The organism is Pantoea dispersa (assembly GCF_019890955.1).
Taxonomy (GTDB): domain Bacteria; phylum Pseudomonadota; class Gammaproteobacteria; order Enterobacterales; family Enterobacteriaceae; genus Pantoea; species Pantoea dispersa.
Genome location: NZ_CP082346.1, coordinates 2636911 through 2652017, shown reverse-complemented (window position 1 = coordinate 2652017; position 15107 = coordinate 2636911). Strand labels below are relative to the sequence as shown.

Sequence of the window (15107 nt, the reverse complement as noted above, 5' to 3'; positions counted from 1 at the left end):
CCTGACGCTTATGTCACGCCCCGGTGTTATTCCTCACGCTTGCCACACACTTCACACTGCGCATCCTGCGCCACTTTCAGGCTGCGAAACTCGGCGCTCATCGCATCGTACATCAGCAGTCGCGCGCTGGCCGACTGGCCAAAGGCGCTCAGCACCTTCAGCGTTTCCATCGCCTGCATCGCACCTACCACGCCGACCAGCGGAGCCATCACGCCGGCTTCGACACAGCTCAGCGTCTGCTCGCCGAACAGACGGCTGATGCAGCGGTAGCAGGGCTCGCCGGGCTGCCAGGTGAATACGCTGAGCTGGCCTTCCATGCGGATGGCGGCGCCGGAGATCAGCGGCACCCGATGCTGAAAACATCCGCGGTTCACCTGTTCGCGCGTGGTGACATTGTCGCTGCAGTCCAGCACCGCATCGTGACGCGCAATCAGTTCGCCGAGCGCGGCTTCATCCAGCTGCGCATCGATCGCCTCCAGCGTGCAGTGTGGATTGAGCGCCGCCAGCTGCTGACGGGCCGAGGCGACTTTTGCCATGCCGATGCGCGCATCGCTGTGCAGAATCTGGCGCTGCAGATTACTCAGGCTGACACGATCGAAATCCAGCAGCGTCAGATGACCGACGCCGGCGGCGGCAAGATAGGGCGCGGCAGCACAGCCCAGTCCGCCCAGGCCAACGATAAGTACCCGTGAGGCTTTCAGCCGTTCCTGGCCGTCGAAATCGAAGCCGCGCAGCACAATCTGCCGGTTGTAGCGCAGCATCTCTTCATCGCTCAGCTCTGTGTGCATTAGCCCTCCAGCAGGCTGTTGAAGGCCTCGACATCAACCCATTCGCCCGGCTCAACGTCACCACGATCGCGCTCCAGCACAATAAAGCAGTCGGCCAGCGCAAAGGAACTGAACACGTGCGAGCCCTGCGCACCGGTGCTGCGCACTTCCAGTACACCATCATCGCCGCGACTGAGGATGCCGCGCTGAAAATCGAGCCGGCCCGGTGCTTTCTTCAGACGCTGCGTTGCGCGCGCGCGCTGGCGCAGCGGCATGATGCGCGTGGTCTGGCCGGTCAGCGTGGCCAGCAGCGGCTGCACCAGCTGATAGAAGGTCACGGCCGCCGACACCGGATTGCCCGGCAACCCGCAGAACCAGCTGTTGGCCAGACGGCCAAAGGCAAACGGCTTGCCGGGCTTGATCGCCAGTTTCCAGAAGGTAATCGCGCCCAGCTCTTCGAGCATCGCTTTGGTGAAATCCGCCTCGCCCACTGACACGCCGCCGGTGCTGATCACCACATCGGCCTGGCGGTCGGCTTCGCTGAAGGCCTGGCGCAGCTTCGCGGGATCGTCAGCGATCACGCCAAGGTCGATCACCTCGCAGCCAAGTTTGCGCAGCATCAGCGCCACGGTGAATCGGTTGGTGTCATAAATCTGGCCTTCAGCCAGCGGCTGGCCCACCGCCTGCAGTTCGTCACCAGTGGAGAAAATAGCCACGCGCAGCTTACGCAGCACGCTGACCTCCGCAATACCCAGCGACGCCAGCAGCGGCAGCTCCGCCGCACCAAGCCGCACGCCGGCATCCAGTACCTGCTTACCGGCCTGAATATCTTCCCCGATGCGGCGAATATTTTGTCCGGCACGCACTGGCGCGGTGATGACAATGCCGCCGTCACGCGATTCGGTTTGCTCCTGCATCACCACGGCGTCGCAGCCGGCGGGGACGGGTGCGCCGGTCATGATGCGAATCACGCTGCCGGCTGGCCACTCGCCATGAAACGGGGCGCCGGCAAACGCTTTGCCCGCTACCGGCAACACGCGGTCAGCGGACAGGTCGCTCAGGCGCAGCGCGTAGCCGTCCATCGCGGAGTTATCGAACGGCGGCACGTCCAGCGGCGAAATCACCGGCTTCGCGGTAATGAGCCCGGCGGCATCGGCCAGCGCGACGCTCAGGCAATCGCTAATCGGTTGCAGCTGCTGCAGCATTTTCTGCTGCGCGTCTTCAAGGGAAATCAGTCCGGCGGTAAAAGGTTCCATGTCCATCTCTGTCGGGTTAAAGGCGAATGCTGCCTATTATGGTGGCATTTGTCCGCTGAGTCACATGCGACAAAAAAGCATAATCCACATTAAAAGGTTATGACCGCTGATACACTTTCTGCTTTACAAGCAGGGAGGGGCTTTCTATAGTCGAAAATTGCCAAAAAAAGATGAAAACCATTCTAAATCAGTGTTTTTGGCTCTGATTCCTTGACAGGGTAACGGTTATGGCTAAAGCAGTTATCGCAATTCACGGCGGCGCCGGCGCGATTACGCGTGCGGCAATGAGCGCCGAAAAAGAGCAGTACTATCGTCAGCAGCTGGCCGCGATTGTCAGCGCCGGCCAGCAGATTCTGGCCAGCGGCGGTAGCGCGCTGGATGCCGTGACCGAAGCGGTACGGCTGCTGGAAGAGTGCCCGCTGTTCAATGCCGGCAGAGGGGCCGTGTTCACCCATCAGGGCACCCATGAACTGGATGCCAGCCTGATGGATGGCCGTACGCTGGATATCGGCGCCGTCGCTGGCGTCAGCCGTATCCGCAATCCGATTCTTGCCGCGCGTAAAGTGCTGGAAGCCAGTCCGCACGTGCTCTTTATTGGCAGCGGGGCGGAAGCCTTTGCCGCGCAACAGGGGCTGACGCCGGTCGAGCCTGATTTCTTCTCGACGCCAGAACGCTGGGAGCAGCTACAGCGCGCGCTGGGCAGCGAACAAATGCTGCTGGATCATGATGGCGCGGCGCAGGGGAGCGATCCGCTGGACCCGGATCGCAAATTTGGCACGGTGGGTGCGGTGGCGCTCGATTTGCAGGGTAATCTGGCGGCCGCCACCTCCACCGGCGGCATGACCAACAAGCAGGCGGGCCGCGTCGGCGATTCACCGCTGGCGGGCGCCGGCTGCTATGCCAACAACGCCACCGTGGCGGTCTCCTGTACCGGTACCGGCGAAGTGTTTATTCGTACGCTGGCGGCTTACGATGTCTCAGCGCAGATGGAATATGGCGGTCGTTCGCTGCAACAGGCCACCGCCAGTGTAATTCATGACAAAGTGCAGGAGCTGGAGGGCAGCGGGGGGCTGATTGCCGTTGATGCCCACGGCAACGTGGCGCTGCCGTTTAACAGCGAAGGCATGTACCGCGGATTCGCTTATGTGGGCGGCGAGGTTGAGGTGGCGATTTACCGCGACAGCTAAGGAGCAGGCATGACGGATCTACAGCAGCAGTTTGCGCCGCAGCAGGTGTTGGCGGTACGCGATCTCTGTGTGCGCTTTGAGCATGAAGGGCGCGTGACGGACGCCGTGCGGCAGCTTTCGCTCGATCTGCATCGCGGAGAAACGCTGGCGCTGGTGGGCGAATCGGGCTCGGGCAAATCGGTGACGTCGCTGGCGCTGATGCGTCTGATTGCACAGGCCGGCGGCGCGGTCAGCGGTGAAATCCTGCTGCGACGGCGCAACGGCGAGGTGCTGGATGTGATGCGTGCGTCCACCAGCCAGATGCGCCGGGTGCGCGGTGCGGACATGGCGATGATCTTTCAGGAGCCGATGACCTCGCTGAATCCGGTGTTTACCGTCGGTGAACAGATCGCCGAATCTATTCGTTTGCATCAGGGGAAAAGTCACCAGCAGGCGCAGGCCGAAGCGCGACGCATGCTGGATCTGGTGCGCATTCCGGAAGCGCACAATGTGCTGTCGCGCTATCCGCATCAGCTCTCCGGCGGTATGCGCCAGCGCGTGATGATCGCCATGGCGCTGTCGTGCAAGCCAGCGCTGCTGATTGCCGATGAGCCGACCACCGCGCTGGACGTCACCATCCAGGCGCAGATTCTGCAGCTGATTCGCGTGCTGCAAAAAGAGATGCAGATGGGCGTCATCTTTATCACGCACGATATGGGCGTGGTGGCGGAGATGGCCGACCGCGTGCAGGTGATGTATCGCGGCGATGTGGTTGAGCGCGCGCCGGTGCAGCAGCTGTTCGATGCGCCGCAGCAGCCGTATACCCGTGCGCTGCTGGCGGCCGTGCCAAAACTCGGGGCGATGAGCGGCCAGCCGCTGCCGGCGAAGTTTCCGCTGCTGCATACCAACGGCCGCGAAGAGGCCAGCACGCCGCAGGATACCGTGCGTCACGATCGTCCGCCGATTTTACAGGTGCGCGATCTGGTTACGCGTTTTGATATTCGCGGCGGGCTGCTCAATCGGGTTAAGCGTCGCGTCCACGCGGTGGAAAAAGTCAGTTTCGATCTTTATGCAGGCGAAACCCTCGCGCTGGTGGGCGAGTCCGGCTGCGGTAAATCCACCACCGGACGCTCGCTGCTGCGGCTGGTCGCCAGCCAGGGCGGCAGCATCACCTTTGACGGCCAGCGCATTGATGCGCTGCAGGGCAGGGCACTGGCCACGCTGCGCCGCGATATTCAGTTTATCTTTCAGGATCCGTATGCGTCGCTCGATCCGCGCCTTACCGTCGGCTTTTCGATTATGGAGCCGCTGCTGGTGCACCGCAGCATGGGGCGCGCGCAGGCAGAGAAACGCGTCGCCTGGCTGCTGGAACGTGTTGGTCTGCTGCCTGAACACGCGCAGCGCTACCCGCACGAATTTTCTGGCGGTCAGCGCCAGCGTATCTGCATCGCACGCGCGCTGGCACTCAATCCTAAAGTGGTGATCGCCGACGAATCCGTCTCCGCGCTGGATGTGTCGATCCAGGCGCAGATCATCAATCTGATGCTGGATTTACAGCGTGAATTTGGCATCGCCTTCCTGTTTATTTCGCACGACATGGCGGTGGTGGAGCGCATCAGCCATCGCGTGGCGGTGATGTATCTCGGACAGATTGTGGAGATGGGACCGCGTCAGGCGGTGTTCGAACAGCCGCGCCATCCTTATACCAAAAAACTGATGGCCGCGGTGCCGGTGGCCGATCCGGCGCATCGGCACCGCGAGCGGGCGCTGATGGTCGATGAGATCCCCAGCCCGATTCGCCCGCTGGGTGATGAGCCGGAAGTGGCACCGTTACTGGAAGTGGCGCCGGGCCATTTTGTCGCCCGCCATGCCATTAGCGGCGCCTGAGCAGCAACCAACCGCGCCCTCTGTGCAGGGCGCGCAAGACAGGGACTACAGGAGAACGATAACGATGCACCATATCATGCGAAAAGGGGTTATCACTGCCGGGTTGTTGAGTTCGGCGCTGGCGCTGCCCGCCTGGGCGGCCAAAGATGCGGTGATTGCCGTGGCGTCGACCTTCACCACGCTGGATCCGTACGACGCCAACGACACGCTGTCGCAGGCGGTGGCCAAGTCTTTCTATCAGGGCCTGTTCGGCTTCGATAAAGACATGAAGCTGGTCAACGTACTGGCCGAAAGCTATCAGGCCAGTAGCGATGGGCTGACTTACACCATCAAACTGCGTCCGGGCGTGAAATTCCAGGATGGCACGGATTTCAATGCCGAAGCGGTGAAGGTCAACCTCGACCGCGCCAGCAATCCGGACAACCATCTTAAGCGCTATAACCTGTTTAAATATATCGCCACCACCGAAGTGGTCGATCCGTCCACGGTGAAAATTACCCTGAAGCAGCCGTTCTCAGCGTTTATCAACAATCTGGCGCACCCGGCTGCGGTGATGATCTCGCCAACCGCGCTGAAAAAATATGGCAAGGACATCGGTTTCCATCCGGTAGGCACCGGACCTTATACCTTTGACACCTGGAACCAGACCGACTTTGTCAAAGTGAAAAAGTGGTCGGGCTACTGGAAGCCGGGCTATCCAAAACTCGACAGCATTACCTGGCGTCCGGTGGTGGATAACAACACCCGCGCGGCCATGCTGCAAACCGGTGAGGCCAGCTTTGCCTTCCCGGTGCCGTTAGAGCAGGCCAAACTGTTGCAGGGCAATAGCAAGCTGGATGTGGTGACCACACCATCGATCATGCAGCGTTACATCAGCCTCAACGTGACGCAAAAGCCGTTCGATAACCCGAAAGTGCGCGAAGCGCTGGAGTACGCCATCAATCGCCAGGCGCTGGCTAAAGTGGCCTTTGCCGGTTACGCCACGCCAGCCACCGGCATCGTGCCGCCGCGCATTGATTTTGCCCAGAGCTATCCGGCCATCAAATACGATCCGGCCAAAGCGCGCGAGTTGCTGAAGGAAGCGGGCTACCCGAATGGTTTCGAAACCACGCTGTGGTCATCGCATAACCACAGCACCGCGCAGAAAGTGCTGCAGTTCACCCAGCAGCAGCTGGCGCAGGTGGGTGTGAAGGTGAAAGTCACGGCGATGGATGCCGGCCAGCGCGCGGCGGAAGTGGAGAGTAAAGGGCAGAAAGAGAGCGGGGTGCGCATGTTCTACACCGGCTGGTCAGCCTCCACCGGCGAAGCCGACTGGGCGCTGACGCCGCTGTTCGCCACCAGCTCGTGGCCACCGGCTATCTTCAACACCGCGTTCTACAGCAACCCGCAGGTGGATAAAGACCTGGCGGATGCGCTGAAGACCACCGATCGCGACCAGAAAGCCAGACTGTATAAAGACGCGCAGGACCGCATCTGGAACGATCACCCGTGGATTCCGCTGGTGGTGGAGCAGCTGCTGTCTGCGAACAATAAAAACCTGACCGGTTTTTACGTCATGCCCGATACCTCATTCAATTTTGATGAGGCGGATCTGAAGTAACAGACGCGGCCAGCCTTACGGGGCTGGCCGATGCTGCGCGGGATTTCGCATGCTCAACTATTTTCTTAAACGCCTGCTCGGGCTGATTCCCACGCTGCTGATTGTCGCAGTGCTGGTGTTCCTGTTCGTGCATCTGCTGCCGGGCGACCCGGCGCGCCTGATTGCCGGACCGGAAGCGGATGCCTCAGTGGTGGCGCTGGTGCGTCAGGAGCTGGGGCTCGATCAGCCGCTGATTCAGCAATTCTGGCACTTTATCCTCAATGCTTTGCAGGGTGATTTTGGTCAGTCGATGGTGTCAAAGCGGCCGGTCTCTGCCGAAATTGCCGCGCGCTTTTTTCCTACTCTGTGGCTGACGCTGAGCAGCATGGTGTGGGCGGTGCTGTTTGGCATGGCGATCGGCATCGTTTCGGCGGTATGGCGCAATCGCTGGCCGGACCGCATCGGCATGACGCTGGCGGTTTCCGGCATCTCCTTTCCGGCGTTTGCGCTGGGTATGCTGCTGATGCAGGTCTTTTCGGTGGAGCTCGGCTGGTTGCCGACGGTGGGCGCCGACAGCTGGCAGCACTACATTCTGCCGTCGATTACGCTCGGTGCCGCCGTGGCCGCGGTGATGGCGCGCTTTACCCGCGCTTCGTTCGTTGAGGTGATGCAGGAAGATTATATGCGCACCGCACGGGCCAAAGGGGTGCGCGAATCGCTGGTGGTGGTCAAACACGGGCTGCGCAATGCCATGATTCCGGTGGTCACCATGATGGGGCTGCAGTTCGGCTTTCTGCTCGGCGGCTCGATTGTGGTGGAAGTGGTGTTTAACTGGCCCGGACTGGGCCGTCTGCTGGTGGATTCGGTGGAGATGCGCGATTACCCGGTGATTCAGGCCGAGGTGCTGCTATTCTCGCTGGAGTTCATTCTGATTAACCTGATCGTCGATATGCTTTACGCGGCGATCAACCCGGCTATTCGCTACAGGTAAGGAGTCGCAATTGAAGAACTGGCGACGCGAGGCGGCATTGAAATCCCTGCCGCTGATGACGGAAAACCGGGTTCGCACGCCGTGGCGTGAATTCTGGCGGCGCTTTCGCCGTCAGCATGTGGCGCTGCTGGCGGGCGCATTTGTACTGCTGCTGATTGTGGTGGCGTTTATCGCCCCGTGGATCGCCCCGTTTGATGCGGAAAACTATTTTGACTACGACCGGCTCAACGAAGGTCCGTCGTGGATGCATCTGTTTGGCGTCGATTCACTTGGACGCGATATCTTCAGTCGGGTGCTGGTCGGCACGCGCATTTCGCTGATCGCTGGCTTCTTCTCGGTGGCGATTGGCACGGTGATCGGCACCGTGCTGGGGCTGCTGGCGGGCTATTACGAAGGCTGGTGGGATCGCATCACCATGCGCATCTGCGATGTGTTGTTTGCGTTTCCCGGCATCCTGCTGGCGATCGCGGTGGTGGCGATCATGGGCAGCGGCATGAGCAATGTGATTGTGGCGGTGGCGATTTTCAGTATTCCGGCATTTGCCCGTCTGGTGCGTGGCAATACGCTGGTGCTGAAACATCAGACCTATATCGAGTCGGCGCGCAGTATTGGTGCCTCCGACTGGACCATTATCATGCGTCACATTTTGCCCGGTACGGTATCGTCGATTGTGGTCTATTTCACCATGCGTATCGGTACCTCGATCATCACCGCCGCCAGCCTGTCCTTTCTCGGCCTGGGCGCGCAGCCGCCGACGCCGGAGTGGGGCGCGATGCTCAACGAAGCGCGCGCCGATATGGTGATTGCGCCGCACGTGGCGATCTTCCCCAGCCTGGCGATTTTTCTCACCGTGCTGGCGTTCAATCTGCTGGGCGACGGCCTGCGCGACGCGCTGGACCCGAAACTGAAGAGCTGAGGGTGAACACCGCATTGCAGTTGTAGCGGCGCGATTCATCGCGCAATAAATTGCGCCGCTACGATAACTGCAATGCCTGGCGTATGACTTTTGTTCAATCCATTGATTTTATTAACACTTCAGCGCATCAAAACGTTTCCCAGTTATCGTTACCGTGGCTCACCGCCGCGGGCAGAGCGCGGGTCGGGGCGGGCAGCACCGGTTTCACCACCCGCTCGGTTACCGCAGCAGGCGGGCGGGCGCCGGTGTTGAACCGTGCCACCGCCGATGACAGCCGGCTGGCCTGCTGCTCCAGCGATGCCGAGGCGCTGGCCGATTCCTGCACCAGCGTGGCGTTCTGCTGCGTCACGCGATCCATCTCATTCACCGCCTGGCCAATCTGGTCGATACCGCGGCTCTGCTCATCGGAAGCCGAGGCAATCTCACCCATGATATCGGTGACGCGCGTCACCGCGCTGACAATCTCCTGCATGGTATCGCCAGCGCTGCTGACCTGCTGCGAACCGAGGTCCACGCGCTGCACGGAGTTTTCAATCAGCAGTTTGATCTCTTTCGCCGCCTGCGCGCTGCGCTGGGCCAGGTTGCGCACTTCGCCCGCCACCACTGCAAAGCCGCGCCCCTGCTCACCGGCACGCGCCGCTTCTACCGCGGCGTTGAGCGCCAGAATGTTGGTCTGGAAAGCGATACCGTCGATGACGCTGGTAATGTCGGCGATTTTCTTCGAGCTGTCCGCAATGTCGCGCATGGTTTTCACCACGCCTTCCACCACGTTACCGCCTTTGTCGGCGGTGTCCGACGCGGTTTTCGCCAGCTGCGTGGCCTGACGCGCGTTGTCAGCATTCTGCTTCACGGTCGCGGTCAGCTGTTCCATGCTGGCGGCGGTCTCTTCCAGTGAGGCAGCCTGCTGTTCGGTCCGCGCCGAGAGATCGTTATTACCGTTGGCGATGGCGCTGGCGCTGCCAAAAATGGCATCCGCGCTGTCGCGCACGTTATTAATGGTACCAAGCAGCGCCTGCTGCATATGATTCAGGCTGGCGGCAATGGCCGCCATTTCACTGCGGCCTGCCACCTGCAGGCTGGCTGACAAATCGCCTTCGGCAAATCGCTCGATCTGCTGCTGCACCTGCTGCATCGGTGCCAGCAGCACGCGGCGTACCAGCGTCCATACCGCCGCCACCATCAGCACCACCACCAGCGCGATGACGGCAATCATTATTAGCACCTGCTGATAGTTGCTGTCATTTTGCAGGCTGCGCTGATTGATCAGCTGCATGTTTTCATCGCGCCACTGCTGATAAGCCTGTTCCAGTTCATCCTGCGCCTGCTGCGCATCGAGGTTGCCGTAGGCCGCGTAGTTATTGGCTTTCAGAAACACGGCGGACTGCTGCAGCAGCGCGGCAAACGCTTTGAATTTATTGTCGATCAGATCGGCGGTCGACGCACTCTGGCCGTCGATGCGCGGATAGCTTCTATACTGATTGAAGTGCTGCTGCGCCGCTTCCAGCGAGGCACCGGCTGCCAGCAGCAGCTTGTTGATCGCCGCCAGCGACTGCTCGTCGGTCTGATTTTTCAGAATACGGATCGCCACGCGGTTGATGGTGACGCGAGTTTTCACCAGCGTTTGCCAGCCGTCGCCCAGCTCGCGCTGCTGATGAGACAACTGATTGCTGGCGGTGAAATTATGTTGCCCCGCGCGCAGCGAGGAGAAAAAGAGCGAGCCGGATATGGCCTGCATGGCTGTGAATACCACCAGAATAACCACAATGGCGGTCACAATTTTCATCTTGTTGAACATGTGAGCATCTCTTAGCAAATGAGCCGGTAGTTATGTTATCGGTGGAAAAAAGCATCACTAAAGTGCGGCAGCGAAATAATTCACCGCAGTAATGGTTACGGACAGGAGGCCAGGGGATGAAACCCTTCAATTACCAGCAGGATTTTAAACAGCTCGACTTCCGTCAGCATCCGGAGCTGTATCAGGTCGGGCGCGGCGAGCAGGGGGTGCTGATGGTGGAACCTTATAAGAGCGAAATTCTGCCGCACTGGCGCTTTCGCACCGTCGAGCTGGCGCAGCAGTCATCAGAAAAAATCATGCAGCTGTTCGAGGCGTATCGCGCACAGGATGATTTTGTCGGTATGGATATGGCGCGCAAATTTATTCAGATGGGCTACACCCGCGCGCGCCGCTATAGCAATCATCAGGGCGGACGGAAATACGGTGCTGACGGCAAAGAGCTGCCGCGGACGGTAGAAAAAGAAAAGGCCGCTGCGGCGGCCGTGTTCAAAGCGTGCTGGGACCGGCTGCGCGCCGATAACGATTATCTGGCGCGCAAAAAAGCGCACCAGCAAAAGTACGGTTAAACGCGCGTGCCCCACAGGTCGTATTCGTCGGCGTGTTCGACTTTGACCCGCACCACCTCGCCGACCTTCACCTGGCGATCGCCATTCAGATAGACCGCACCGTCGATTTCCGGGGCGTCGGCCATGCTGCGGCCGACCGCGCCTTCTTCATCCACTTCATCAATGATCACCAGAATCTCGCGACCGATTTTCTCCTGCAGACGCTCTGCGGAGATCTGCTGCTGCAACTGCATGAAGCGGTCAAAACGCGCCTGCTTGACGTCGTCCGGAACCTGATCCGGCAGCTGGTTAGCCGTGGCGCCTTCAACCGGGCTGTACTGGAAGCAGCCAACGCGATCGAGGCGCGCTTCACGCAGGAAGTCGAGCAGCATCTGGAAATCTTCTTCGGTTTCGCCCGGGAAACCCACGATGAAGGTGGAACGCAGCGTCAGCTCCGGACAGATTTCACGCCAGCGTTTGATGCGCTCCAGCGTGCGCTCAACCGCGCCCGGACGCTTCATCAGCTTCAGGATACGCGGACTGGCGTGCTGCAGTGGAATATCGAGGTAAGGCAGGATTTTGCCTTCGGCCATCAGCGGGATCACATCATCCACGTGCGGATACGGATAAACGTAGTGCAGACGCACCCAGACGCCGAGTTTCGCCAGCTGCTCACACAGGCTGACCATGCTGGTTTTCACCGGCGAACCGTTCCAGAAACCGGTGCGGTGTTTAACATCGACGCCGTACGCGGAGGTGTCCTGCGAGATCACCAGCAGCTCTTTTACGCCGGCTTCCACCAGACGTTTAGCTTCATCGAGTACTGCGCCAATCGGACGGCTGTCCAGATCGCCACGCATTGACGGGATGATGCAGAAAGTGCAGCGATGGTTACAGCCTTCGGAAATTTTCAGGTAAGCGTAGTGGCGCGGCGTCAGCTTCACGCCCTGTTCCGGCACCAGGCTGAGGAACGGGTTGTGCTCGGGTTTTGGCACGTAAGTGTGCACGTGCGACAGCACCTGCTCGTAGCTGTGCGGGCCGGTGATCTCCAGCACTTTCGGATGCACTTCGCGGATCTGATCCACTTTGGCGCCGAGGCAGCCGGTGACGATCACTTTGCCGTTCTCGTTCAGCGCTTCACCAATCGCTTCCAGTGATTCCTGTACGGCACTGTCAATAAATCCACAAGTGTTAACGATGACGATCTCCGCATCATCGTAGCGTGGCACCACGTCGTAGCCTTCTGTCCGCAGCTCCGTCAGGATGCGTTCAGAGTCAACGAGGTTTTTTGGGCAGCCGAGAGAGACGAAGCCTACACGCGGCGGATTTTTGACATGGCTCATAAGGATAAAAATTCATCATAATTAAGGTGGACAGGAGCGCGATTGTACAGAGGTTGACGGGGAAAATGTATAGGCTGCGTGAGAATCTGATTGGCGGCAAAAATTGATGTTAACGCTATGCTTGCTGAGGGTAACCCACGCTCAATAGTCACTGGGTGGCGGACATCCGGGTTGTGCAAGCGGGTCGATTTTGCTTAAATATCGGGTTGGTAATTGTAAGTTATTATCGACATTACAGAATTTTAAAGCGCGCCAGCGGTGAGTTTCTCTCTGCCGGGGCTGAAGTGGATAATGTGAGAGCAGACAAATGCAAGAGATCGTCAAAGGTTTTCTGAATTTTCAACAGAATGTGTTTCCTGAAAGGAAGGATCTTTTCAAGAGTCTGGCGTCCAACCAGAATCCTAAAGCTTTATTCATCTCCTGTTCGGATAGCCGTCTGGTGCCAGAGCTGGTGACACAGTCGGAGCCGGGCCAGCTGTTTGTGATCCGTAACGCCGGTAATATCGTCCCGCCGTTTGGTCCGGAGCCGGGTGGCGTGTCAGCAACCATCGAGTATGCGGTGGTCGCGCTGGGCGTAACCGAGATTATTATTTGTGGTCACTCCAACTGTGGTGCGATGAATGCGATTGCGTCCAACGCCGATCTCGAGAGCATGCCGGCGGTTGATCACTGGCTGCACTACGCCAATGCGGCAAAAGCGGTGGTGGAAGAGCGCAACTACGAATCGGTTGAGAAACGCCTCAACGAAATGGTGAAAGAGAACGTGATTGCCCAGCTCAACAATATCAAAACGCATCCTTCCGTTTCGGTCGCGCTGCGCAAAGGCAAGCTGCGCCTGCACGGCTGGGTTTATGATATTGAAAGCGGCGGCATTATTGCCCTGACCAAAGGCGGTGAATCCTTCATTTCACTGTCGGAAAACCCGGAAACCTGCTTCGAATAATCCTGCCTGCTACAAGCCCGGCCACTGCGCCGGGCTTAATGTTTTGTAAATCCTGCATATCCTTTCTTACTGGCTGACTACCCTTAACGGCAGACTGTGAAAAGGAGAATCCCATGCGTTTATGGCGTGTTGCGCTGCTGGCTGGCGCGCTCAGCGGTTCCTTTACCGCGCTGGCGGCTGATGTCCAGGTGCAGGTGTTACAGGACAAGCTCGATCATCCGTGGTCAGTGGCGTTTCTGCCCGACCAGCAAACCCTGCTGATTACCGAACGTTCCGGACAGCTGCGCAGCTGGCAGCCGGGCCGGGGGCTATCGCAGCCGATTAGCGGCGTACCCAACGTGTGGGCCAACCGCCAGGGCGGTCTGCTGGATGTGGTGCTGGCGCCGGACTTCGCGCAAAGCCGTCGGGTGTGGCTCAGTTATACCACCGCCGATGACACCGGCCGCGCGGGCGGCGTGGTGGGTTACGGCACGCTCAGCGCAGATCTCCGTCAGCTGCAGGATTTTAAGGTGGTGCTGGAGCAAACGCCGAAACTCTCCGGCGGTGCCAACATCGGCACGCGGCTGGCGTTTGATCGCCAGGGCTATCTGTACATCGCGTTCGGCGATAACTTTGCCAGCCGCAGCGCGCAGCAACTGGACAAACTGTCGGGCAAGATTGTCCGTCTGACGCAGGACGGCAAGGTGCCGGCGGATAATCCGTTTAACCATCGTCAGGGCGCACGCGCGGAGATCTGGTCTTACGGCGTACGCAACCCGCAGGGGCTGGCGCTCAATCCATGGACGCAGCAGATGTGGGAGAGTGAACACGGCCCGCGCGGCGGCGATGAGGTGAACCTGGCGGCGAAGGGCAAAAATTATGGCTGGCCGCTGGCGACATACGGCATTGATTACAGCGGGCAGAAAGTGCCGGAAGCGCAGGGCAGCGCCGTTGCCGGCACTGAGCAACCGCTGTTTTACTGGCAGCAATCGCCGGCCATCAGCGGCATGGCGTTTTACAATAGCGCGCGCTTTCCCCAGTGGAAAAACTCGCTGTTTATCGGTGCGCTGAAAGATAAAAGTCTGATCCGTCTGCGCGTTAACGGCGAGAAAGTCGAAGAGGCGCAGCGGCTGCTGGGCGACCGTGGCGAACGCATCCGCGATGTTCGTCAGGGACCGGATGGTTATCTGTATGTGCTGACCGATGAGGCCAATGGCAAGCTGCTGAAAGTCGGGCTGGCGGAGGCCGCCAGCGCCGCGCGCGGTTGAATCAGCGCACCCAGTTACACACCTGCCAGCCGCGCTGCTGCGCTTCCTGCTGCAGCAGCGCATCCGGGTTAATCACCCATGCATGATCGGCATGCGACAGCAGCGGCAGATCGTTCATCGAATCGCTGTACGCCCAGGTGCGCTCAAAGCGTCGATCCTGCTGCAGCGCTCGCCAGTCGCTGAGTCGTGAAACTTTGCCTTCACGGTAAGTGGCGGTGCCGTAAATCTCACCGCTGTAGCGTTCATCGACCACTTCCACGCCAATCGCCAGCGCGCCGTGTACGCCCAGCCGTTCCGCAATCGGCACGGCGAGGTGATCGCCGCTGGCGGTAATAATCATTACCGTGTCGCCACGCTGCTGATGCCACTGAATGCGTTCGCGCGCGGCGGGAAAGACGCGCGGCAGGATATCGCGATGAATAAAGCGCCGCACCCAGCCTGCGACGGTGAGCGTCGCCATGCCGGTGAGCGGTGAGAGCGTGGTGCGCATGTACTCTTCAATCGACAGGCTGCCGGCGTGGTATTGCGCCATCAGCGCCTGCTCCTGACGAATGATCTCTTCCGGTGCAAACCCCTGCGAAACCAGCCAGCGCAGCCAGAGGCTGGTGCTGTCTTCACAAATCAGGGTTTCATCCAGATCGAAAACGGCTAAGTCCATCATGATTCTCCTCG

The 15107-nt window shown here is 59.8% G+C and carries 13 protein-coding genes; 8 read left to right on the top strand and 5 right to left on the bottom strand.

The annotated features are described in order from the left end of the window. Positions 1–26: 26 nt before the first annotated feature. Both moeB and moeA read right to left on the bottom strand, forming a co-directional pair. On the bottom strand, positions 27–788 hold the full coding sequence (gene moeB, locus K7H94_RS12375; protein WP_222951121.1) for a molybdopterin-synthase adenylyltransferase MoeB: 762 nt from the start codon (positions 786–788) through the stop codon (positions 27–29). Then, the gene (moeA, locus tag K7H94_RS12370) at positions 788–2023 is read right to left on the bottom strand and encodes a molybdopterin molybdotransferase MoeA (protein WP_275934817.1); all 1236 of its coding nucleotides are present in this window, start codon (positions 2021–2023) and stop codon (positions 788–790) included. The genes moeB and moeA overlap by 1 nt, the downstream gene beginning before the upstream one ends. Positions 2024–2250: 227 nt before the next feature. On the opposite strand from moeA, the gene K7H94_RS12365 reads away from it, so the two are divergent. From K7H94_RS12365 to gsiD, 5 genes are all read left to right on the top strand, one after another. Continuing rightward, positions 2251–3210 (top strand): isoaspartyl peptidase/L-asparaginase family protein, encoded by a 960-nt coding sequence (locus tag K7H94_RS12365; RefSeq protein ID WP_058757799.1) that lies wholly within the window; start codon positions 2251–2253, stop codon positions 3208–3210. Between the two features lie 9 nt (positions 3211–3219). Beyond that, the gene (gsiA, locus tag K7H94_RS12360; protein WP_058757798.1) at positions 3220–5076 is read left to right on the top strand and encodes a glutathione ABC transporter ATP-binding protein GsiA; all 1857 of its coding nucleotides are present in this window, start codon (positions 3220–3222) and stop codon (positions 5074–5076) included. 64 nt (positions 5077–5140) lie between these two features. After that, entirely contained in the window at positions 5141–6676 is a 1536-nt protein-coding gene (gene gsiB, locus K7H94_RS12355) for a glutathione ABC transporter substrate-binding protein GsiB (RefSeq protein ID WP_058757797.1), read from the top strand. A 49-nt stretch (positions 6677–6725) separates the two neighbouring features. After that, on the top strand, positions 6726–7646 hold the full coding sequence (gsiC, locus tag K7H94_RS12350) for a glutathione ABC transporter permease GsiC (RefSeq protein ID WP_058769519.1): 921 nt from the start codon (positions 6726–6728) through the stop codon (positions 7644–7646). A 10-nt stretch (positions 7647–7656) separates the two neighbouring features. After that, a complete protein-coding gene (gene gsiD, locus K7H94_RS12345) occupies positions 7657–8562 on the top strand; it encodes a glutathione ABC transporter permease GsiD (RefSeq protein WP_058757796.1) in 906 nt (301 codons plus the stop codon). Between the two features lie 127 nt (positions 8563–8689). Here the strand turns inward: gsiD and K7H94_RS12340 are convergent, their stop codons facing one another. Further along, complete coding sequence (locus K7H94_RS12340) at positions 8690–10357, bottom strand: methyl-accepting chemotaxis protein (RefSeq protein WP_058775348.1); 1668 nt, start codon at positions 10355–10357, stop codon at positions 8690–8692. A 116-nt stretch (positions 10358–10473) separates the two neighbouring features. Between K7H94_RS12340 and K7H94_RS12335 the strand changes: the two genes are divergently transcribed. Next, positions 10474–10923, top strand: coding sequence for a DUF4385 domain-containing protein (locus K7H94_RS12335; RefSeq protein WP_021508397.1), 450 nt, complete (start codon positions 10474–10476; stop codon positions 10921–10923). Here K7H94_RS12335 and rimO read toward each other — a convergent pair. Further along, a complete protein-coding gene (gene rimO / locus K7H94_RS12330; protein WP_021508396.1) occupies positions 10920–12245 on the bottom strand; it encodes a 30S ribosomal protein S12 methylthiotransferase RimO in 1326 nt (441 codons plus the stop codon). The two genes, K7H94_RS12335 and rimO, sit on opposite strands and share 4 nt — an antisense overlap. A gap of 307 nt (positions 12246–12552) precedes the next feature. Here rimO and K7H94_RS12325 point away from each other — a divergent pair, with 307 nt between their 5' ends. Both K7H94_RS12325 and K7H94_RS12320 read left to right on the top strand, forming a co-directional pair. Then, positions 12553–13188 carry a carbonic anhydrase gene (locus K7H94_RS12325; RefSeq protein ID WP_021508393.1) on the top strand — a complete coding sequence of 212 codons (636 nt, stop codon included), beginning with the start codon at positions 12553–12555 and terminating at the stop codon, positions 13186–13188. A gap of 113 nt (positions 13189–13301) precedes the next feature. After that, the gene (locus K7H94_RS12320; protein ID WP_104092752.1) at positions 13302–14435 is read left to right on the top strand and encodes a PQQ-dependent sugar dehydrogenase; all 1134 of its coding nucleotides are present in this window, start codon (positions 13302–13304) and stop codon (positions 14433–14435) included. A gap of 1 nt (position 14436) precedes the next feature. On the opposite strand, the gene K7H94_RS12315 is transcribed toward K7H94_RS12320, so the two are convergent. Further along, positions 14437–15093 carry an HAD family hydrolase gene (locus K7H94_RS12315; RefSeq protein WP_021508391.1) on the bottom strand — a complete coding sequence of 219 codons (657 nt, stop codon included), beginning with the start codon at positions 15091–15093 and terminating at the stop codon, positions 14437–14439. Positions 15094–15107: the final 14 nt, after the last annotated feature.